The organism is Trichocoleus sp. Lan (genome assembly GCF_039961855.1).
Taxonomy (GTDB): domain Bacteria; phylum Cyanobacteriota; class Cyanobacteriia; order Cyanobacteriales; family FACHB-T130; genus FACHB-T130.
The window spans coordinates 226885-246124 of record NZ_JAMPKA010000005.1 but is presented as its reverse complement, the minus strand read 5'-3'; the positions used below and the strand labels follow the sequence as shown (position 1 = coordinate 246124).

Sequence of the window (19240 nt, the reverse complement as noted above, 5' to 3'; positions counted from 1 at the left end):
TTTATTCAGAAAAAACTGAGCTGTTCATATTTTACTATAGGTGGGTACACTAAACCAATAATCATAAAATTCTGGGGATGGCTTTTTAAATTCCCAACAATAAAATAAAGCTCTTTATCATACATAAAGCTGCTTTCGAGTTTTTGCCTAACTTTCTCCAATGCTTCATTCTCCTTAGAGTATAAATCAGCTAATTTTGAGCGTTCTCTACAATTTCTGTACAACTGCATGATTTCCCAGTCGGTGATTGTATATTTGTGTTTAACGTCATCATTATCTGTAAATTCATATCCAAACTTATAAGGAATTTTCTCTAATGTTGACAATGGATTGCTTGGTTCTAGTAAATCGAGCAACTCGAGCTGATCCTGCACGGCTTGCTGCTTATCGCTCCATTCACGTTCTACTGGCTTGCAAAAATATTTACTTATATTTTTAGGCTTAATTAAACCTAGAGTTTTATTTTGTTTTTTAATACTATTGATGGAATCAAACTGAAAAGGGAAAATGAAAGATTTTATTTTTCCCCAATTATTCTCCGTCCCGACTTTTCTAAGGACACTTATAGAATCATCATCTATCCTATAACTTTCAGGTCTAGCATCCTTATCATTTTTTTCTATTCGAGCGCTGATAATACTCCATCTAGGAAATTTTTTATCGACTTCTAGCTCGCGGAAACGAATAGGATAAATGCGAATCCAACTTTTAGGATTTTCGTCGTCATCCAATAAGATTCCAGCCGTACAAACAGTTTCTTTGTATTTGGTGCTTATTGAAGGATAAGTCTTTGTTGCAATTAGTATTTTATTTCTTTCCATATAAGTTAACCTTCTTTAAATTCAAGGTGGCTTGGCGGTGCAAAGGGGAAAAGTTGGTTATAGGCTAGGCTACAAGGCCTGCTAGTGATTGTTGGCGCACGGGATCTCTGCCAAACCGTGAAATTTTCGATGCAAAAGAGCGATCGCGTTGCGCCGAAGAAGTCCGTTCGCTTTTGCTGGAACCATCGCCCCACTCGCTCAAAGCTGTTGAGATATTCTATGCGCTGTCGTAGAAGGGTCTTTTGGCGCAGGCGACTCTAGCTCAAACCCGTGCTTTTTGTACCAGTTGATAAGACCTGGAGTGGTGGCGATATCTTTGTGAGTCAAGCAACCGTAGATGTGTGTCATCCCCTTCTGGCGAGCGAAGTCAAGCGCAAACTTCAGAAGGTAAGTGCCTAGTCCTTTGTTGCGGTAGTTTCTAGGTTTGAGTTTAAATACTTTCCGCCACCTTGGGATCTCTACGACATCATCATCATCATTGGAGATAATCAAGTCGCTTATTTTCATTTCTCCTGGTGGATCGACGACGCATTGAAGCCGACCAACTTCATTATTTTGATATTGCAGCTTGACGACAAGAAGCCCGGATTCATCGTCATAATCGCCTTTCATCTGGTACTGGCGACCTTGCTTATCTCCAACTAATTGCTCTATCTCCTGAGTCATCCAGCCGTTCTCGTAGACTTTCTAAAGTTCCAAGGCATGATGAGTTCCGCTTGATTCCAAAACCCAAGTCGCTGTTATAGGTGTACTTGTAGCGATGGCGCGATTATCTATAAATTACTTCTTGGAAGTTATTGCTTATGGTGCATTAGGCGTCTATATAGCTTGGGCAGCCCATAGCTTATTCCACCAAATTCTAGCTTTAGGGCAGGTAAAGCGCTAATTGAGAAGTAAGCTCTATTTACACCAATGAAGTAATTTTAGTGAAAGCTGGAACCATAATATTGCCACTGTTAAATGGAAGCATAAGCCTGCCGTTGCGGCAAAGTTATGGGTAAAGTCACAAGGAAGCTAGAAGGCACAAACTCACAAAAAAAGCTGGTGACAAGATTTGAACTTGCGACCGGCTGATTACAAATCAGCTGCTCTACCCCTGAGCTACACCAGCAACCAATGTATAGAATAGCAATTTTTGAATTAAATATCCAGTCCTTTCAGTATTAATACTCAATTCTTTCCCAGGAACATCAGCCAAATCATCAAAACTAATTTGGGCTGGAGTCGCGATCGCCCTCCCCTTCCTCTTAACCAAACCTCTGGTTGAAATTTCGCGGAACTAGACACAAACGTTCTTAGTTGCTGTAGAATCTATGTTCGTACCCAAAATTACGGTATCCCGACCGATGTACCGGGGATTAAAGGAGAGCGTTCATGCGTTTGTGGCAAATTACTCGGCTTAAGGCACTTCAACCGTGGAAACAACAGACAGCCAGATGGCTGAAGGTCACTTCCCGGAAGGGTTTTGTGTCTCTGTTCCTATTGGGGATGAGTTTAAGCGTAGCGATCGCATCTTGCGCCCCCAGTAACTCTAATTCCCCTTCCCCGACAACGACTGCCGCAGGTGGTGCCAGCCCAGCGGCAAAAACCGGCGATGCACAAGTAACCCTCGTCTCCTACGCGGTGACTCGCGCTGCTTACGAAAAAATTATTCCCCAGTTCACCGCTAAGTGGAAACAGGAACGCAACCAAAACGTTACCTTCAACCAAAGCTATGGTGGATCTGGCTCCCAAACCCGTGCCGTAATCGATGGTTTAGAGGCGGACGTTGTAAACCTGGCCCTGGCTCTTGATACCGAGAAGCTTGAGAAAGCCGGGTTAATTGAAGCTGGTTGGGAGAAAGAAGCACCGAATGGTGCAATTGTAACCAAATCTGTTGCAGCACTGGTTACTCGCGAGGGCAATCCCAAAGGAATTAAAACCTGGACAGACTTAGCCAAAGATGGCGTGCAAGTCATTACAGCTAACCCCAAAACTTCTGGTGGCGCTCGCTGGAACTTCTTAGGTTTATGGGGTTCAGTGACCAGAACCGGCGGTGACGATGCCAAAGCCCAAGAATTAGTCACCAAAGTTTACAAGAATGTCCCCGTGCTACCGAGAGACGCCCGCGAAGCCAGTGATGTCTTTTTCAAGCAAGGACAGGGAGATGTCTTAATCAACTATGAAAATGAAGTAGTATTGGCTGGGCAAAACGGTCAGAAACTTCCTTATGTCGTGCCCGATACGAACATCTCCATCGACAGCCCGGTCGCCGTTGTGGACAAAAACGTTGACAAACACGGCACGAGAGAAATTGCAGAAGCGTTTGTCAAGTTTCTATATACCCCAGAAGCCCAACGAGAATTTGCCAAAGTGGGATTCCGACCCGTTGATCCAACAGTAGGGGAAGAAGTCGCGAAGCAGTATGCCCCAGTTAAAACTCTCTTCACCGCTCAAGATTTGGGGGGCTGGGACGAGATCCAGAAGAAGTTTTTTGATGACGGAACAATTTTTGACAAAATTCAAGCTAGCAGTAGATAAAGACTGACTAAGAGCTAATTGCTAATTGCGTCATTATCAACCAAGAAAAGACTAGGATTCATTAGCAATTAGCCACAATTAAAACCGAGAACAATTACCGAATTTCATCATTCTTTAATACTGGATACTTTTCTATGGCTGTATCGGCTCCTCCTCAACAAACTTCTGTTTGGAAAAACCCATTTCGCCAGATAAGCAGTATGTCCTGGCCTTGGCGGATTACCTTGGGGTATCTCACCATCATGCTCATCCTGCCAGTGTCTGCCCTTGTGTTGAAAGCAAGTACAGAAAAACCGATTGATTTTTGGAGAATTGCCACCAGTCCCATTGCTCTTGCAACCTACGATGTTACCTTCATCACAGCCTTCATTGCGGCACTGCTCAACGGAGTGTTTGGCGTGTTAATTGCTTGGGTTTTGGTTCGCTATGAGTTCCCATTCAAACGGTTCATTGATGCAGCCATTGATTTGCCCTTTGCACTGCCTACCTCAGTCGCGGGTTTAACACTGGCAACGGTCTACAGCGATAACGGCTGGATTGGTTCCCTGCTAGCACCTTTGGGAATTAAGGTGGCATTCACGCGCTTGGGAGTGGGGGTGGCGATGGTGTTTATCTCTTTGCCATTTGTCGTGCGAACCTTACAGCCTGTATTGCAAGAAATGGAGCATGAAGTCGAAGAAGCCGCTTGGTCTTTGGGAGCCTCTAAATTTCAGACATTTTGGCGAGTTGTTTTGCCACCTTTAATGCCAGCGATTTTAACGGGTGTAGCGTTGGGATTTGCGCGTGCTGTTGGAGAATACGGTTCGGTCGTAATTGTGGCGGCGAATGTACCTTTTAAGGACTTAATCGCATCCGTGTTGATTATTCAGCGATTGGAACAGTATGACTATTCCGGAGCAACGGTGATTGGGACTGTTTTATTAGTAATTTCGCTGTTAGTTCTAATCGTAATTAATGTTTTGCAAGCGTGGGGACGAAAGTATGAACTCTAATGTAGCAGGGAAGTCTTTTAATCCAGAATTAAAAACTCCTCAAGTCTCCCCAAACCAGAAGGAAAAAAGCTGGGTAAAAGTTGTTTTGATCGGGGTAGCGATCGCTTACTTGGCTGTGATTTTGTTCATTCCAGCTATCAACGTCTTTGTGCAAGCATTTAAGGGAGGGTTTGGCCCGTTTATCCACAATATGACGGAACCCCATTTTCTCCATGCCGTAAAGCTGACTATCTTGATCGCCCTGGTTGTCGTACCGATGAATGTCGTGTTTGGACTCTGTGCAGCGTGGGTGGTCGCACGACATCGATTCCGGGGTCGAACCTTTCTGATCAGCCTTCTAGACATCCCCTTTGCCGTATCCCCAGTCGTCGCTGGACTGATGATCGTGCTGCTCTATGGACGCAACGGTTGGTTTGGTCCACTGCTAGCGGCGGCAAACATAAAAATTATTTTCGCCGCGCCTGCAATGATATTGGCGAGTGCTTTTATTACGATGCCCTTCGTCGCCCGTGAAGTGATTCCCGTTTTGGAAGAAGCTGGTTCAGATCAAGAAGAAGCGGCTAAAACGTTGGGTGCAACTGACTGGCAAATCTTCTGGCGCGTCACTCTGCCGAATATTCGCTGGGGCCTCCTCTACGGCGTCATTTTGACCAACGCCAGAGTCATGGGCGAGTTTGGTGCCGTCTCGGTTGTATCTGGCAATATTGCGGGCAAAACTCAAACTTTGCCGTTGTTTGTGGAGGAAGCTTATAAGCAATACCAGACTCAAGCATCTTTCTCAGCCGCCGTTCTACTTGGGGCACTTGCGTTAGTTACCCTGGTCTTGAAAGAAATTCTAGAGCGTAAAACCAGTATTAAAGATGTTGAATAGGAGGAATTGAGGACTATGTATAGTACAAATGACTTGCCTGTAAATACATCAAAACCTGCTCAATCTACGACTGGGCACGAAGATAACAGACCTACTAAAATGCGTGTCAGAATCCGCATTCCCAAGGAATATCAGGAAGATCCCATCATCTCGCGACTAGTCTCTCACCACGGTGTCACAGTTAATATTGCTGCTGCCCTTTTAGGAGCCAACGCTAGAGATGATGGCTGGTTTGACCTAGAACTCTCAGGATCGACTCGCCAACTTCAAAGCGCCTTAACTTATTTGAATGAACTGGATCTAGAACTGTGGGGCAAATCTGACAGCGAACAAGATGGGTGGTAACGAAAATTTAAAAAGGCAAAATTAATAATTTCAATTATTAATTTTGCCTTTTTATTTGTTAAGCCATATTACTCTCAATCGCCCAACGAGCTAACTCCGTGCGGTTATGGAGATTCGTTTTACCTAACATATTGGATACGTGGCTCTCAATCGTGCGCTGAGAGACGTTCATCTGCTCAGCAATTTCTCGATTTGCCATACCTCTTGCCACAAACTGAACTACTTTCAGCTCGGTCGGGGTTAATTCTACAGTGTCAGGTACCTGGAGTTTCGACCCTCCTTCGGTTCCTCTAGCTGGATGATGAATTAGGCGAGTGGCCTGCTTAAGAGAAGATTCCACTTGCGCCACCAATTCTTCTGGCTCAAAGGGCTTGACCATGTAGACATCTGCCCCAGTATTGAGACCCTTGACTCGGTCTTGACTTTGACCTTTCGCTGAGAGGAATAGAACTGGAATCCAGCTGATGCGGGGATCTTCTCTGACGTGTTGCACAAGGGCAATTCCGTCCATCTCTGGCATCATGACATCACAGATAATCATGTCAGGAATATCATGCTCTAGAACTTCCAGTGCTTCCCGACCATTTTCAGCGGTGATGACTTCGTACCCCCGAAATTCCAGGTAGTCCTTGACCAGCAAAATCAGGTTGGGGTCGTCATCAATCAGCAACAGTCGTTTGTTATCTCTTATACTGGTGTCTTTCATGCTGTGCCACTCGCCAAGCCTGGAATTGTGAAAATTTAAACCGTTTTGTACGTATAGTTTACGTTTTTTTCAGCACCCTGCTGCACCGACTCCTACTAAGTCTAGGCAATTCCTATAATCTCTTTTTAGAAAATTATAGTCACTGACATGGGTCACAACGACGAAAATCTAGTAGGTACACGGAAGAATATAACGTAGCTACTATGTTACTGTATAGGGTTTTGGTAGTGGATGAACTAAGAAAGCGTATTCTTGCACAATTTTGTTGCCAATCAGATGTTCTTGGATAATCCGCTCAATGACTTCAGGAGTCGCTCCACGATACCAAACACCATCTGGGTAAACGACTAGAATTGGGCCTTGGGAGCAAACTCGCAGACAGTTTGCTTTGGTGCGGAAAATGCAAAGAGGGCTTTTGTCGGAAGGCTTGTCTAGTTTTAGCTCTTTAAGTCGCTTTTTCAAGTAATTCCAAGATTCTAAACTGGTTTCCTTGGAGCAACACTGGGGTAAGGTTGGATCGGCACAGATGAAGACATGGCGCTGAATTTGATTCAGTCCCAAGGTCTGCACACAAGCGGCGAGAGCGTTTGGGTCTGATGATTGACAAGTTTCAGGAATTTCAGGGCTAGACTCAGCCACTGTGTTTTCAGTCATTATTTATTTGATTTCCTTGGAAGAAGCGAGATATCCGTTTTTTAGGAGATTTTAGCGGTTCCAATTTTTTTTAGCAGATTGAGTGCGATCGCGCTATGCCATCCCAATGACTAAAGCCCTCTTTGTGTCTTAAGCATTTCTACTAAAGTCTTCCGACAACCGGATAAGTTCGGGAACCCGTACAAAGAATTTTGTTGCGATCGCACACTGGTTGGGCTAAATTAGCACTCAGAGGTTGAGAGTGCTAATTCTCAACGAACGAATCGTGTGTCTTGAGTCAAACCTGTAATAGGAGCGAAGTTTGTATGGCAGCTGTATCTCTAAGCGTATCCACTGTTAAGCCGCTGGGCGATCGCGTTTTTGTGAAAGTGAGCGCTGCTGAAGAGAAAACCGCTGGTGGAATTCTTCTTCCTGATAATGCCAAAGAAAAGCCTCAAGTAGGGGAAGTCGTCGCTGTGGGACCTGGCAAGCGCGATGACAAAGGCACTCGTGTTGAGTTGGAAGTCTCTGTGGGCGACAAGGTTCTCTACTCCAAGTACGCTGGCACAGACATCAAACTCGGCACAGAAGAGTACGTTCTGCTCTCAGAGAAGGACATTTTAGCAGTCGTTTCATAAAGTTATGAGTTCTGAGTTGAGAGTTCCGAGTTAAAAACATCTGCTTAACTCAACACTCAAAACTCAACGCTCAACACTCCTTCAAAACTCAAAACTCAAAACTCAAAACAACTGAGGAACTATGGCTAAGCGCATTATTTACAACGAAAACGCTCGTCGCGCCCTGGAAAAAGGGATGGACATCCTAGCTGAAGCTGTGGCTGTCACTCTCGGCCCTAAAGGCCGCAACGTGGTACTAGAGAAGAAGTTCGGCGCACCACAAATCGTGAATGATGGTGTCACCATTGCCAAAGAAATTGAATTAGAAGATCACGTTGAAAACACGGGGGTCTCCTTAATTCGTCAAGCCGCTTCTAAGACCAATGATGCTGCTGGTGATGGCACTACGACTGCAACCGTTCTCGCTCATGCAATTGTAAAAGAGGGCTTGAGAAACGTTGCTGCGGGTGCAAATGCAATTTCTCTGAAGCGCGGGATTGACAAAGCCACTGGCTTCCTGGTGGAAAGAATTGCCGAACACGCCAAACAAGTAGAAGATTCCAAAGCGATCGCTCAAGTTGGTACCATCTCTGCTGGTAACGACGAAGAAGTTGGTCGGATGATCGCTGAAGCGATGGATAAGGTGGGCAAGGAAGGCGTCATCTCCCTGGAAGAAGGGAAGTCCATGACCACCGAACTGGAAATCACCGAAGGGATGCGCTTTGACAAAGGCTACATCTCTCCCTACTTCGCTACCGACATGGAGCGGATGGAAGCGGTTCTGGAAGAGCCTTTCATCCTGCTGACCGACAAGAAAATCACGCTTGTCCAAGACTTAGTGCCCGTTCTGGAGCAAGTCGCTCGTGCTGGTCGTCCTCTGATCATTATCGCTGAGGACATCGAGAAAGAAGCTCTGGCAACCCTGGTAGTTAACCGCCTGCGGGGTGTGCTGAATGTGGCTGCTGTCAAGGCTCCTGGTTTTGGCGATCGCCGCAAAGCAATGCTGGAAGACATTGCCGTTCTCACTGGTGGTCAGCTGATCACCGAAGATGCTGGTCTGAAGCTGGAAAGCACCCGGTTAGAAATGCTGGGCAAAGCTCGCCGTATCAACATCACCAAGGACAACACCACAATTGTCGCCGAAGGCAACGAAGCTGCTGTGAAGTCTCGTTGTGAGCAAATCCGCCGTCAAATGGACGAAACCGATTCTTCCTATGACCGCGAGAAGCTGCAAGAGCGTCTAGCTAAGCTGGCTGGTGGCGTCGCTGTCGTCAAAGTGGGCGCTGCGACCGAAACCGAAATGAAGGATAAGAAGCTGCGTCTGGAAGATGCCATCAACGCGACTAAAGCTGCTGTGGAAGAAGGGATCGTTCCTGGCGGTGGCACAACCCTAGCTCACCTGACTCCTCAGTTGGAAGAGTGGGCAACTGCCAACCTGAAGAATGAAGAGTTGACAGGTGCGATGATTGTTTCTCGTGCTTTGGCTGCTCCTCTGAAGCGGATTGCTGAAAACGCCGGTCAGAATGGCGCTGTCATCGCTGAGCGCGTCAAAGAGAAGGACTTCAACGTCGGCTACAACGCCGCGACAAATGAGTTCGTCGATATGTTTGAAGCTGGTATCGTTGACCCCGCTAAGGTGACTCGTTCCGCTCTGCAAAATGCCGCTTCTATCGCTGGCATGGTGCTGACCACCGAGTGCATCGTGGTTGACAAGCCTGAGCCAAAAGATGGCGCTCCTGCGGGTGCTGGCGCTGGCATGGGCGGCGACTTCGACTACTAATTCTCTGTTGGGTTAGGGTGTGCGCGATCAATCGTGCCCACCCTACAAACCTGCTAATTTTGAAGGGCAACTATTTTACAGTAGTTGCCCTTCGTTTTTATCATAATGATACTCAGTTCAATCTAGAGTCTTTTTCTGCCATTTCAATAATTTCGTCTCGCAGAGCTTGTACTTTGTCCCATCCCATGAGGCTACCACCTCTCCTCGTAAGTTCTATGACTTTATAGCGAAAAGCTTTGAAAGTTTCATTATCAGTATCCTTACTTGGATGGTGGATTAACAACAGGGAAAGCCACCTAGAAGACTCAGCAAAGTCAACTCCTTTCTGACCACCTTCTTCAAAACCTTGTATATACCTCATTAGGTTATAAATGCAGTTACTATATATTTCCTGTAGCTGCTCTCGCTGCCACTTTTCTTTTTCTCTACGCAATTGAAATTTGTTGTTGATTAAGGATGCAACTATAGCAGCACCAGCACCAACTAAAGCACCTAAAAGACTGAAGATACCTACTTCTATCTTCATAAAACTTTACTAATCAATCTCCAGTTCTTTAAATATTTTGTATTTAAACACTATGATTACTTCTATGTGGTAGAGGCCTTACGATATTGCTCTAATAATTCAATAAACTCTGAGGCAGAGCGGTCAAGGTCAGCCCAACTTAACAAAATATCATATCCATAGGTTTGTCTACTCCAGAGCATTGCTTCTACCAAGTTACCAACTTTCCCAAAACTTTTAAGCGCATTAACAGGATTTGGATGACCTTTAAGTACCGACCAAATTTTTACAAAACTAGGCACATCCAGTGGCACCTCTAGTACTAAAGTTCCAAAGCTTAATAATTTTAAGTATGGTAGACTGTTCATCCAATAATTTACTAATTCAGGAGACATATTATTAATGTAGTTATCATAGTTTTTCAGGCGTAAGCCAACTAACTTAGTTCCCTCTAATCTAGCGATTCCTACGCTCTCAATATCCCGCCAATAAAGTATAGATTTTCCATAGAGGGTAATCTGCTGTAACCCCTCACGAGTCAATATAATACTAACTGGGCGTTGAAGTAGTTTAGGAACAGCGATTATACCACCTCCACCAAAGAAAATAACACCCAAAGCTCCACCCAAAATAGCTTTGGGTTGACCCGATCCCATCATGAACAAGCCTATGATGGAGAAGAATGTACAGCCAACAGCCAGTAGAATAGCATTGTGCTGGCTATTAGGTTTAACCTCAAATCGAGCTGGTACTTTTATATACACTTATTTAAAAATATGGTTAAAAATTAGTTGCGTATTAATCTTAGTAATTTCGTATTTTTAGACAAGTGCGTTCTCTTTCATCATCACATCTGCATCTCTACACGGTTATAGCATGATTTGAAATCTGTTTTTAGATTCTTTGATCGGTAAATTTGTTGGTTTGTTAGATTCATCTTGCCATTTCAGAGCCTTACTGGCAATATAATAATGGCTCACCTGAATAAGGATTTTTTTATCAAAAATCTATTTATAGAGATGGGATTAATCTGGTTTCAACTAAGGTTGCACTCATAATAATCCGGTAATTTTCTTTGTAAATACCTCATGAATTACTTAACCCTCCTTCACTTTTTAAACTTGCACATTTATTTTGTCAGAACCGAGGATTGTTGCCACTTCTTGCAACAGCTCGTTCTGCTCTTTTTGAATCGCTTCTAGCCTAGAGGAAATCTCTGCCAGTCGTTGCTGTTTATCTTGCTGAGTAGATAGAGAATTTGAATCCGGTAAAGCTGGGAGTTCAGCATTCTTCGCACCCGTTAACTGTTTGAAAGCTAAGCCTCCAAACTTTGAGATTGATTGAAAACTAACTCCAAATAAGAGCTGAATTAGCTTAAAAGGAGCTTTCAAGATTGATAAGCTAGTTGTTTCAATTAAGCGACCAACGGCTTTGATTAAGCTCCCAGCGATCGCTATCGCAAACAACAAAATAACTAAGCTGACAATTGGGTGATTCGTCGCCCAGATGAATATCTGAAGTAGCCGCAAGACGGAGGGGTGAGCTTGCAGCCACTCATTGATAGAAGAAGCGATCGCTGTTTGAATTGGATTAGACATAACACCACCAGAGGTAAACGCTTTTTGCTGCGTTTGTTCGTATAGAGCCTTTGGTTCCTCAATTGTGATGTTATCGTTTTCCAGAACAAGTGCGATCGCGTCACTCCTATTTTTCACATAGCACTTGCAACGGTTGAAACCGAACCCGCAGCCTATCTCTTGGGTGGCTGGTGGGAATCTCTACTGAATCAAGGCGTTGATTCGGTAATAGTTCCCATTGATAACTGCGTAGTAAGTGGGCGGCTACAATTTTCATCTCCATTTTCGCAAATGCTATCCCAATACAAATTCGTGGCCCACCACCGAAACCAATTAAACTAAAGGGACGCTGCTTGTGTTCTTGCCGTTGGGGGCTGAAGCGGTCTGGATCGAAACGTTCTGGTTCGGGGTAAACCGTTGATAGTCGATGAGTCCCGATAATCGAATACACCGCCTGCCACCCAGATGGAACTTGAAAGCCATTAAACTCAAATGGTTTGACGACACCGCGAAAACCACCCCCGACGGGCTGATGCAGTCGTTCAATTTCGCAGAGAATTTGCTCTAGATAGGGCATTTGCCCCAATTGTTCTAAATTCACCCCTCCCCTAGCCGCAAGCTGCTGCTGTTCTTCCCTGGCGCGTTGCAGCACCTCTGGGTGATGGGCTAACTCCAGGCACAACCAAGTCAGCATCGAAGTGGTCGTTTCATGCCCAGCGAAGAGTAACAGCATTGCTTGGGCGCGGATTTCCTTTTCGCTCATGCCGTTACCGTCTTCATCCTTAGCTTGTAATAAAAGGCTGAGAACGTCTTTAGTCGGATGTTGCTGGCGATCGCGTACCACGTTGCCCAAATGCTCTAAGATTTCGTTACGGGCCGCGATCGCTTTCCCAAACTGCGTAAACGGTAAAGGCAGCGGATTGATGGCAAACAGCCCATTCGTTAGTCTTGTAAACAACTGGCTCAACCGTACCGCTTCTGGCCCCGGATTCGTACCCAGCAATAATTGACTAGCAATATCAAACGTTAGCAGTTTGAACTCATCAAACCAGGTAAATTCCTGTTTCTGCTGCCATTTTTCGAGATAGCTTTGCGTAATGGACTCCATTGTGGCAACGTAGTTTCCTAACGCTGCGCCATGCAAAGCTGGCATCATCAGGCGGCGATTTCTCCGATGCTCCTCGCCATCTTGCACAAATAGTGATTCGCCCAGCAGCATTTTAAAATTGTTGGGCCACCCTTCGCGCCACGAGAAACAATCCATGTGGCTGGAGAGAACAAATTCAGCTGCCTCTGGCCCCACCATAAAAACCGTAGGTTTGCCAATAACATGACTCTTAAAGATAGAGCCATATTGCTGATAGCGCTTTTCGATAAATTTGGGGTCGAACACAAACGCGAGTGTTTCGCCAAGCACCGGCAACCCCATCCTACCAGGAGGAAGTTTATCGCTGTTCATTATTGTTAATCTGCGTTAAAAGTTATAAAAAAATGAAGTATAAAGAGAAACTTCAGGGTTCTTCTTTTATACTTCATTTTTTGGTTTATCTAACAGTTAAAGACTGTTTTCAACCCAAATCTAAATCCGTCACGGCACCGACACTGCTAGAAGAAACTAACTTGGCATATTTTGCCAGTACGCCAGTTGTATAACGCGGTTTAGGCGGTTGCCAAGCAGCGCGACGACGCTCTAGCTCTTCATCGGGTACATGAAGGTGTAACAGGCGATCGCGTGCATCAATTGTAATGGTATCGCCTTCTTCCACGAGCGCGATCGCGCCTCCTACAGCCGCCTCTGGGGCTACGTGACCGACAACCATGCCGTAAGTCCCGCCAGAGAAGCGCCCGTCGGTAATCAAGCCGACAGCATCCCCTAATCCCGCACCAATCAGGGCAGAAGTGGGAGCCAGCATTTCTCGCATTCCAGGACCACCCTTGGGGCCTTCGTAGCGAATCACTAGGACATCTCCACGGTTGATCTTGCCAGCCAGAATTGCTGCTAAGGAAGCTTCTTCAGATTCAAATACCCGCGCTGGGCCTGTGATGGAAGGGGTTTTCACTCCAGTAATTTTAGCGACAGCCCCTTCTGTTGCCAGATTGCCTCTCAGGATAGCTAGGTGCCCTTGAGCATACATCGGGTTATCCCAGGGACGGATAACATCTTGGTCAGCACGGGGCTGTTCTGGGACATCTGCCAAGACTTCAGCAATGGTTTGTCCGGTGATGGTCAGGGCGTCCCCATGTAGCAAATCGTGTACCAGGAGCATCTTCATCACCTGGGGAATTCCACCGGCTTTGTGGAGGTCAGTGGCGACATACTGACCGCTAGGCTTGAGGTCGCACAAAACTGGAACGCGGGCGCGAATGGTTTCAAAATCATCCAGGGATAATTCGACCCCAATCGTATGAGCGATCGCGAGTAAGTGCAGCACGGCATTCGTAGAACCGCCCACTGCCATAATTACAGAAATGGCATTCTCAAACGCTTTTCGGGTAACAATCTGTCGCGGTAAAAGTTGTTTTTTAATTGCCTCTACTAGGACAAAAGCAGATTTCTCAGCACTTTCTGCTTTTTCAGCATCTTCTGCTGCCATTGTGGAAGAATAAGGCAAGCTCATCCCCATCGCTTCAAAAGCGGAAGACATTGTATTGGCAGTGTACATTCCGCCGCAAGAACCGGCACCCGGACAAGCCTTGCGTTCTACTTGCAGCAACTCATCCGTGTCTATTTTTCCGGCGCTGTGTTGCCCCACCGCTTCAAAAGCACTCACAACCGTCAAATCGCGCCCGTTGTGATGTCCCGGTTTAATCGTACCGCCATACACGAAAATAGCCGGAATATTCATCCGAGCGATCGCAATCATCGCTCCGGGCATATTCTTATCGCAGCCCCCAATTGCCAGCACTCCATCCATACTCTGCCCGTTGCAGGCAGTCTCAATCGAATCGGCGATGACTTCCCGCGACACCAGGGAATACTTCATCCCTTCGGTGCCCATCGAAATGCCGTCGCTGATGGTAATCGTGCCGAACATCTGAGGCATCGCCCCAGCCACCTTGGCTCCAGCTTCAGCCCGTTTCGCTAAATCATTTAACCCCATATTGCAGGGGGTAATGGTGCTGTACCCATTGGCAATTCCCACAATGGGTTTCGTAAAATCCTCATCTCCAAAACCAACAGCACGTAACATAGCCCGGTTGGGCGATCGCTGCACCCCTTGGGTTACAACTTGGCTTCTCAAATTCTCCGGCATTCTCTGTCCTTAAGATTGCTTTTCGGTGGAGCGGCTATTCTCTTTGCAGGTTTGGTGTTTGAGAGAAGGTCTCCCCATATAACTAGATTACAGGAATCTTCCTGTCAAAGAGCTACCCGCTGACAGCTACCAGGTGGCAGCTATTTTGTAACAATTAGAGTTAATTGAGCGGAGTTGAGCGCTCAAGTTAGGAATAAGATTCAGTAGCTAGAGATTAACCTCTAGTTCTCATGATTATTTAGGAGTTTCCAGCCTTGTAAATCTTTGATAGAAAATGCGCGAACTAACAAGTCAGCGCTAGGCTAACGCCTCGCTTCGCTGTTTTCATGCCCAAAGGGCTGTACGCTATTGCCACCCCTCCGTCAAAATTCTAGGCGCGGTGAAGCATAGTGACTTTATCCCACACTTAACCTTACGGTTATAGTGTAAGCTTTCTCAACCTCACGGCTACTGGTTCTAGTATCCAACAGGCAAACTCGCTCAAGCATCTACACTGACTGAATGTCCAACGATTAAACTGACCCAGGCTCCAAACGCGAGTTCCACCGTTTTTGAATCCCGCTCGAAGTGAAGGATCTAAACAAATGTTCGCTCTACCTGTGTACCCAGGAGGTTTTACGCACTCAAGGGTTAGGGAGTGTCGCCTCCTGCTTCAACGTGTCATGGTTCTGTGCCGATCCCAATCGTCGATTAGAACCTTTATTTTTGGCTTTGAGCGTCTGTCATCCCACCCTTGGGCAGTTGGCATAGACTGCGATCGCTATTTTCCTGCCACTCTAGGAGAGGGGTTGAACCCCATCCCTAACGACTGTAGCGGCAGTACCCTGAAGGGAGGTCTTAGATGGATGCCGATGAACTGAAACGTCTCTACGCAGCAGGCGAACGAGATTTTCGAGAGGTAAGTCTGCGGAGAGCAGACCTGATGGGAATTGACCTGAGCGAAGCGAACCTGCGGGGAGCAGACCTGCGCGAAGCAAATCTAATTGGGGCATACCTAATCGGAGTCAACCTACGCGAGGCAAATCTAAATGGAGCGGTTCTCCGCGCCAATCTCAGCGAGGCAAATCTTATCGGCGCTAGCCTGATTGACGCCAACCTGAGCGAAGCGATTTTAACTGAAGCGAGTTTACGAGCTGCCAATCTCAGCGGAGCTAACCTCGCCGGAGCTAACCTGAGTCACGCTCTTTTGAGCGAGACAATTCTCCGCGATGCCAATCTGACTGGAGCCAAACTGATTGATGCGCCCTTAAGTCGAAGCAACTTGACGAATGCTACGTTGATTGGAGCTGTGTTGGAAGGTGCAAACTTAACGAATGCCATTCTAATTGGAGCCAACCTGGAGAAAGCCAACTTAGCGAACGCTGTTTTAAATGGAGCCAGTGCAATTGGAGCAAATCTCACGCAAGCAGACTTGAGCCGCGCCAAGATGAGCGGAACCAATCTGACAAATGTCATCTTAATTAAAGCCAATCTGAGGGGAGCAAATGTAAGTTGGGCGACTCTGCGAGGAGCGAATCTCACCGGAGCTAACTTGTACAGGTCAAAACTATGCTGGTCAAACCTGACTGGGGCAATTCTCACTGAAGCGGTTCTCATTGACGCTAACCTAAATCGGGTCAATTTCCGTGACGCCGATATGACTGGTGCCATCATGCCTAATGCAGCTACGCACGAGTAGCGAAGTGACAAGTCAGCCCTAAACTAACGCCTTGCTTCGCTGTTTTCATGCCCAAAGGGCTGTACGCGATCGCCAGCCAGATTTTAGATTGGCAATTCATGGAAAATCAATCTAAAATCCAAAATTCCTAAGTCCACGCTAACTGGAAGCAATTTAGAGGCAATAGAAATGGATGGGGATGAGGTTTTAACACGATATGCTGCTGGAGAACGGGATTTCCAGAAGTTAGATTTGAAGGCGGCAAATCTGGAAGGAGCGAACCTACGCCAGGTCGATTTCAGCGAGACGATTCTGGAGGGAGTTAACCTAGCCGGAGCCAACCTGCGGGGGGTGAACCTAACAGGTGCCGATCTGAGTGGAGCAAACTTGAGTCGTGCTGATCTCACGGGTGCCGATCTCACGGGTGCTGACTTGATCGGAACCAATTTTGATAAAGCCAGACTGATTGGAACAAGGCTTGTTAAAACCGAACCGATTGGTGCTGAGCTAACTGGAGCGAACTTAACTGGCGCAAATCTAACTGGCGCAGATATGAGAAGGGCAAACTTGAGCTACGCCAACCTCAGCGATGCAATCTTGTGTGAAGCCAATCTGACTAGCGCCCTCCTCATTGGAGTAAATCTGAATAGAACCGACTTAATTAAGGCGAATTTGAGTCAAGCCGACTTAAGTGAAACTGATTTGAACGGAGCCGATTTAAGTGGAGCGGAATTGAGCGGGACAATTATGCCAGTTGAACACTTTACACCCAGCGAGAGCAAATGAGCCGCGATCGCTGGTAAATTCAACCATCAAACCCCACCATCGCGCCAAACTTAGTCGTAGAGATGCAATTACTGCCAATCTTCTACAATCTAGAATTTAAAATCCAGAATGATATTTTGGATTCGACTCGCTTAAAAATATCACGTGATGGGCACACGCGCTTTCTACCCGGTATTAAGAAATTTCCAACTAAAATTATTAGGGGCAGGCACTGGTGTGCTACCCCTAAGTCAGACAATAAGAGACGCAGGGCAACAATGCTGTGCGGAAATGAGCTATGCGGAAATGAGAAATTTACGAGTTATTGGAATCCCCGCCGACAACTTGCGACTTGAGAGCTTTAAACTCCTCGGACAACTCCTGACGATTAGAAGCTCGGAGTAAGTAGCGGTACACAAACCAGGCTGAGTAGCCAATTCCTACCAGTTCAAAGGTCGGCGCTAGCAGAGGAATATCATTAAGCGCATCCAGAACCGCCAGTGTCACCTTCACGGTAATGATGCCAGCTAATATTAGACCTAGAGTGGTCAAGGGGCGCTGGTACTCTGAGAAGAACTCACCTAAGTATTCGGGTAGTTCTGCGAAAAATGCGGAAATTTGTTCTCCAATTTGCTGCCACTTTTCCGTTGATTGGGTGGCTGGGGGTAGAGCTGCCAATTCGCCTGGGGCGTCAACTCTCATTTCTACCTGGGTTTTTTCGGTCTCTGGAGCGGAATAATCAGTTTGCATGGTGTCCATATCCTCCATATCGTTGTTTTAGGTACGATTGTGTATCGTTTAGGCAAGATAGCTGGGTACAATTGCGGGGTGAATTCCTCTTGCTCATATTATCAGACACCCCAAGACCACTTCGCTGAGTCCAGAATTTTCCGGTTAAAACTTAGTGATAATCGGGCGAGCGGTCTCCATGCATCTCCCAAAAGCGGGACGTAGCTAGAGAAAATAAAAAATTAAAAATCAAGAAACTTTTTAGCTCAATCTACGCTGTATGGATATAGATTAGAAACTAAAGCTGAAAAACATACATAGTAAGCTTTTCGGGCGCAACTAAGGTCTCGGCAATACATAGATTGCCTTATAAATTTTTATTTTTAATTAAATGCTATTGGTCGTATTCCATCACTTTGGCGTAATCGCCCAAAGCATAGCAAGCAACTCGGAGGCTTCCCAGAGCCTGCCCTTCGACTCGGCTGTCTTGGAGGATTCGCGCTATCCTTAAGCGTTGTTCATAGTAGTCAATTGCTTTAGCGTAGTTGCTCAATGCCTCGTAAGCCACTCCTAAATGCGAAAGTGCCTGCTCTTGGGAGCGGAGGTCATCCGTTGCCGAAGCGATCGCTAGGCGTTGCTCTCCATAGTCAATTGCCGCAGAGTAGTCCCCGATTGCGTAGCAGGCGTTCCCCAGATTTCTCAGAATCTGTACCTCAATACGGTGATCTCCAGTCTGCTGCACGAGTGCTAAACGCTGCTTATAGTAGGCGATCGCTTTGACATAGTCGCCCAAAGCGTAGCAAGCATTTCCCAAATTTCTCAGGATCTGACCCTCTGCCTCTTGGTCTTGGAGTTCCCGCGCCACTATCAGACTTTGATGCTGGTATTCAATGGCGGCTGAGTAGTCTCCCAGTGCCTTGTAAGCTAGTCCGAGATTATTCAGCGCCGCCACTTCTGCACTCAAGTCTTTCAGTTCCCGCACGACTAGCAGACTTTGTTGCTGAAACTCAATGGCTTTGGCATGGTTGCCTAAGTGACGGTAGGCATTGCCGATATTTCCCAGCGCTTGACTTTCCAATCGCTGATCGTTGATACTTTGGGCGATCGCTAAACTTTGCCCAGAATACTCAACCGCTTTGGCAAAATTTCCCAAGGCATAGTACACTAGCCCCAAATTGCCGAGCGTTCTTCCTTGTCCTCGCTGGTCTTGAAGTTCGCCGTAGACCGTGAGTGCTTGATGAAAGGATAGTCGTGACGCCTCGAAATGACCGTTTTGGTGCTGCTGGGCACCTTGCTCCAGCAGTCGATCGGCTTCTCCCTTAGTGTAATTATCGGTTTTTGGCTGATGCTGGCTATGAGCGCTAATATCTGTAGGAGGAACAACAGTGATGCGTTCCTCCTCAGGTAGGTCGCCCTCCTGTTGGCTGTTGTGATGGTTAACGCGGCGATCCATATATTTTTCTCAACA

The 19240-nt window shown here is 46.4% G+C and carries 21 protein-coding genes and 1 tRNA gene; 10 read left to right on the top strand and 12 right to left on the bottom strand.

The window, feature by feature from the left end; all coding sequences use genetic code 11:
* Window positions 1–5: 5 nt before the first annotated feature.
* Both NDA03_RS06925 and NDA03_RS06920 read right to left on the bottom strand, forming a co-directional pair.
* Complete coding sequence (locus NDA03_RS06925; protein ID WP_190412821.1) at window positions 6–821, bottom strand: hypothetical protein; 816 nt, start codon at window positions 819–821, stop codon at window positions 6–8.
* A gap of 198 nt (window positions 822–1019) precedes the next feature.
* The gene (locus NDA03_RS06920; RefSeq protein WP_348237662.1) at window positions 1020–1487 is read right to left on the bottom strand and encodes a GNAT family N-acetyltransferase; all 468 of its coding nucleotides are present in this window, start codon (window positions 1485–1487) and stop codon (window positions 1020–1022) included.
* 94 nt (window positions 1488–1581) lie between these two features.
* Between NDA03_RS06920 and NDA03_RS06915 the strand changes: the two genes are divergently transcribed.
* Window positions 1582–1707: a hypothetical protein gene (locus tag NDA03_RS06915; RefSeq protein ID WP_348237661.1), complete on the top strand. Its 126-nt coding sequence runs from the start codon at window positions 1582–1584 to the stop codon at window positions 1705–1707.
* A gap of 153 nt (window positions 1708–1860) precedes the next feature.
* On the opposite strand, the gene NDA03_RS06910 is transcribed toward NDA03_RS06915, so the two are convergent.
* Window positions 1861–1932, bottom strand: a tRNA-Thr gene (locus NDA03_RS06910).
* Window positions 1933–2195: 263 nt separating this feature from the next.
* Between NDA03_RS06910 and NDA03_RS06905 the strand changes: the two genes are divergently transcribed.
* From NDA03_RS06905 to NDA03_RS06890, 4 genes are all read left to right on the top strand, one after another.
* The gene (locus tag NDA03_RS06905; RefSeq protein WP_348237660.1) at window positions 2196–3341 is read left to right on the top strand and encodes a sulfate ABC transporter substrate-binding protein; all 1146 of its coding nucleotides are present in this window, start codon (window positions 2196–2198) and stop codon (window positions 3339–3341) included.
* A 134-nt stretch (window positions 3342–3475) separates the two neighbouring features.
* Entirely contained in the window at window positions 3476–4333 is an 858-nt protein-coding gene (cysT, locus tag NDA03_RS06900) for a sulfate ABC transporter permease subunit CysT (protein WP_190412818.1), read from the top strand.
* A complete protein-coding gene (cysW, locus tag NDA03_RS06895) occupies window positions 4323–5204 on the top strand; it encodes a sulfate ABC transporter permease subunit CysW (RefSeq protein ID WP_190527806.1) in 882 nt (293 codons plus the stop codon). The genes cysT and cysW overlap by 11 nt, the downstream gene beginning before the upstream one ends.
* Before the next feature lie 99 nt (window positions 5205–5303).
* Window positions 5304–5549 (top strand): NIL domain-containing protein, encoded by a 246-nt coding sequence (locus NDA03_RS06890; protein WP_347275919.1) that lies wholly within the window; start codon window positions 5304–5306, stop codon window positions 5547–5549.
* 58 nt (window positions 5550–5607) lie between these two features.
* On the opposite strand, the gene NDA03_RS06885 is transcribed toward NDA03_RS06890, so the two are convergent.
* Window positions 5608–6255, bottom strand: coding sequence for a response regulator transcription factor (locus NDA03_RS06885; RefSeq protein WP_190412815.1), 648 nt, complete (start codon window positions 6253–6255; stop codon window positions 5608–5610).
* Window positions 6256–6456: 201 nt separating this feature from the next.
* The gene (locus NDA03_RS06880) at window positions 6457–6909 is read right to left on the bottom strand and encodes a ferredoxin (RefSeq protein WP_190412814.1); all 453 of its coding nucleotides are present in this window, start codon (window positions 6907–6909) and stop codon (window positions 6457–6459) included.
* Between the two features lie 305 nt (window positions 6910–7214).
* On the opposite strand from NDA03_RS06880, the gene groES reads away from it, so the two are divergent.
* Together groES and groL are read left to right on the top strand one after the other, a co-directional pair.
* Window positions 7215–7526 carry a co-chaperone GroES gene (groES, locus tag NDA03_RS06875; RefSeq protein WP_190412813.1) on the top strand — a complete coding sequence of 104 codons (312 nt, stop codon included), beginning with the start codon at window positions 7215–7217 and terminating at the stop codon, window positions 7524–7526.
* Between the two features lie 121 nt (window positions 7527–7647).
* Window positions 7648–9285: a chaperonin GroEL gene (groL, locus tag NDA03_RS06870; RefSeq protein ID WP_190412812.1), complete on the top strand. Its 1638-nt coding sequence runs from the start codon at window positions 7648–7650 to the stop codon at window positions 9283–9285.
* Between the two features lie 112 nt (window positions 9286–9397).
* Here groL and NDA03_RS06865 read toward each other — a convergent pair whose 3' ends face one another.
* The 5 genes from NDA03_RS06865 to ilvD form a co-directional block, all read right to left on the bottom strand.
* On the bottom strand, window positions 9398–9811 hold the full coding sequence (locus NDA03_RS06865; RefSeq protein WP_190439850.1) for a hypothetical protein: 414 nt from the start codon (window positions 9809–9811) through the stop codon (window positions 9398–9400).
* 62 nt (window positions 9812–9873) lie between these two features.
* On the bottom strand, window positions 9874–10554 hold the full coding sequence (locus NDA03_RS06860) for an STM3941 family protein (RefSeq protein ID WP_348237659.1): 681 nt from the start codon (window positions 10552–10554) through the stop codon (window positions 9874–9876).
* A 351-nt stretch (window positions 10555–10905) separates the two neighbouring features.
* Entirely contained in the window at window positions 10906–11505 is a 600-nt protein-coding gene (locus NDA03_RS06855) for a hypothetical protein (RefSeq protein WP_348237658.1), read from the bottom strand.
* Window positions 11495–12826 (bottom strand): cytochrome P450, encoded by a 1332-nt coding sequence (locus tag NDA03_RS06850; RefSeq protein WP_190536196.1) that lies wholly within the window; start codon window positions 12824–12826, stop codon window positions 11495–11497. The genes NDA03_RS06855 and NDA03_RS06850 overlap by 11 nt, the downstream gene beginning before the upstream one ends.
* A gap of 109 nt (window positions 12827–12935) precedes the next feature.
* Entirely contained in the window at window positions 12936–14621 is a 1686-nt protein-coding gene (ilvD, locus tag NDA03_RS06845; protein WP_190536197.1) for a dihydroxy-acid dehydratase, read from the bottom strand.
* Between the two features lie 662 nt (window positions 14622–15283).
* On the opposite strand from ilvD, the gene NDA03_RS06840 reads away from it, so the two are divergent.
* The 3 genes from NDA03_RS06840 to NDA03_RS06830 all read left to right on the top strand — a co-directional run bounded on the left by NDA03_RS06840 (window position 15284) and on the right by NDA03_RS06830 (window position 17064).
* A complete protein-coding gene (locus NDA03_RS06840) occupies window positions 15284–15481 on the top strand; it encodes a hypothetical protein (protein ID WP_348237657.1) in 198 nt (65 codons plus the stop codon).
* The gene (locus NDA03_RS06835) at window positions 15463–16299 is read left to right on the top strand and encodes a pentapeptide repeat-containing protein (protein ID WP_190412806.1); all 837 of its coding nucleotides are present in this window, start codon (window positions 15463–15465) and stop codon (window positions 16297–16299) included. Before NDA03_RS06840 ends, NDA03_RS06835 begins: the two co-directional genes overlap by 19 nt.
* A gap of 168 nt (window positions 16300–16467) precedes the next feature.
* Window positions 16468–17064 (top strand): pentapeptide repeat-containing protein, encoded by a 597-nt coding sequence (locus NDA03_RS06830; RefSeq protein WP_190412805.1) that lies wholly within the window; start codon window positions 16468–16470, stop codon window positions 17062–17064.
* Window positions 17065–17358: 294 nt separating this feature from the next.
* Here NDA03_RS06830 and NDA03_RS06825 read toward each other — a convergent pair whose 3' ends face one another.
* Both NDA03_RS06825 and NDA03_RS06820 read right to left on the bottom strand, forming a co-directional pair.
* Complete coding sequence (locus NDA03_RS06825; protein ID WP_347275920.1) at window positions 17359–17745, bottom strand: CAAD domain-containing protein; 387 nt, start codon at window positions 17743–17745, stop codon at window positions 17359–17361.
* 421 nt (window positions 17746–18166) lie between these two features.
* Complete coding sequence (locus tag NDA03_RS06820; protein ID WP_190412803.1) at window positions 18167–19225, bottom strand: tetratricopeptide repeat protein; 1059 nt, start codon at window positions 19223–19225, stop codon at window positions 18167–18169.
* Window positions 19226–19240 lie beyond the last annotated feature (15 nt).

What these genes read in the sequence shown, in the direction of transcription:
- groES (WP_190412813.1), top strand. Translation starts at nt 7,215, where the DNA reads ATGGCAGCTGTATCTCTAAGCGTATCCACTGTTAAGCCGCTGGGCGAT.
- NDA03_RS06920 (WP_348237662.1), bottom strand. Translation starts at nt 1,487, where the DNA reads ATGACTCAGGAGATAGAGCAATTAGTTGGAGATAAGCAAGGTCGCCAG.
- cysW (WP_190527806.1), top strand. Translation starts at nt 4,323, where the DNA reads ATGAACTCTAATGTAGCAGGGAAGTCTTTTAATCCAGAATTAAAAACT.
- groL (WP_190412812.1), top strand. Translation starts at nt 7,648, where the DNA reads ATGGCTAAGCGCATTATTTACAACGAAAACGCTCGTCGCGCCCTGGAA.
- ilvD (WP_190536197.1), bottom strand. Translation starts at nt 14,621, where the DNA reads ATGCCGGAGAATTTGAGAAGCCAAGTTGTAACCCAAGGGGTGCAGCGA.
- cysT (WP_190412818.1), top strand. Translation starts at nt 3,476, where the DNA reads ATGGCTGTATCGGCTCCTCCTCAACAAACTTCTGTTTGGAAAAACCCA.
- NDA03_RS06835 (WP_190412806.1), top strand. Translation starts at nt 15,463, where the DNA reads ATGGATGCCGATGAACTGAAACGTCTCTACGCAGCAGGCGAACGAGAT.
- NDA03_RS06830 (WP_190412805.1), top strand. Translation starts at nt 16,468, where the DNA reads ATGGATGGGGATGAGGTTTTAACACGATATGCTGCTGGAGAACGGGAT.
- NDA03_RS06925 (WP_190412821.1), bottom strand. Translation starts at nt 821, where the DNA reads ATGGAAAGAAATAAAATACTAATTGCAACAAAGACTTATCCTTCAATA.
- NDA03_RS06850 (WP_190536196.1), bottom strand. Translation starts at nt 12,826, where the DNA reads ATGAACAGCGATAAACTTCCTCCTGGTAGGATGGGGTTGCCGGTGCTT.
- NDA03_RS06820 (WP_190412803.1), bottom strand. Translation starts at nt 19,225, where the DNA reads ATGGATCGCCGCGTTAACCATCACAACAGCCAACAGGAGGGCGACCTA.
- NDA03_RS06880 (WP_190412814.1), bottom strand. Translation starts at nt 6,909, where the DNA reads ATGACTGAAAACACAGTGGCTGAGTCTAGCCCTGAAATTCCTGAAACT.
- NDA03_RS06915 (WP_348237661.1), top strand. Translation starts at nt 1,582, where the DNA reads ATGGCGCGATTATCTATAAATTACTTCTTGGAAGTTATTGCTTATGGT.
- NDA03_RS06825 (WP_347275920.1), bottom strand. Translation starts at nt 17,745, where the DNA reads ATGAGAGTTGACGCCCCAGGCGAATTGGCAGCTCTACCCCCAGCCACC.
- NDA03_RS06885 (WP_190412815.1), bottom strand. Translation starts at nt 6,255, where the DNA reads ATGAAAGACACCAGTATAAGAGATAACAAACGACTGTTGCTGATTGAT.
- NDA03_RS06905 (WP_348237660.1), top strand. Translation starts at nt 2,196, where the DNA reads ATGCGTTTGTGGCAAATTACTCGGCTTAAGGCACTTCAACCGTGGAAA.
- NDA03_RS06890 (WP_347275919.1), top strand. Translation starts at nt 5,304, where the DNA reads ATGCGTGTCAGAATCCGCATTCCCAAGGAATATCAGGAAGATCCCATC.
- NDA03_RS06840 (WP_348237657.1), top strand. Translation starts at nt 15,284, where the DNA reads ATGGTTCTGTGCCGATCCCAATCGTCGATTAGAACCTTTATTTTTGGC.
- NDA03_RS06865 (WP_190439850.1), bottom strand. Translation starts at nt 9,811, where the DNA reads ATGAAGATAGAAGTAGGTATCTTCAGTCTTTTAGGTGCTTTAGTTGGT.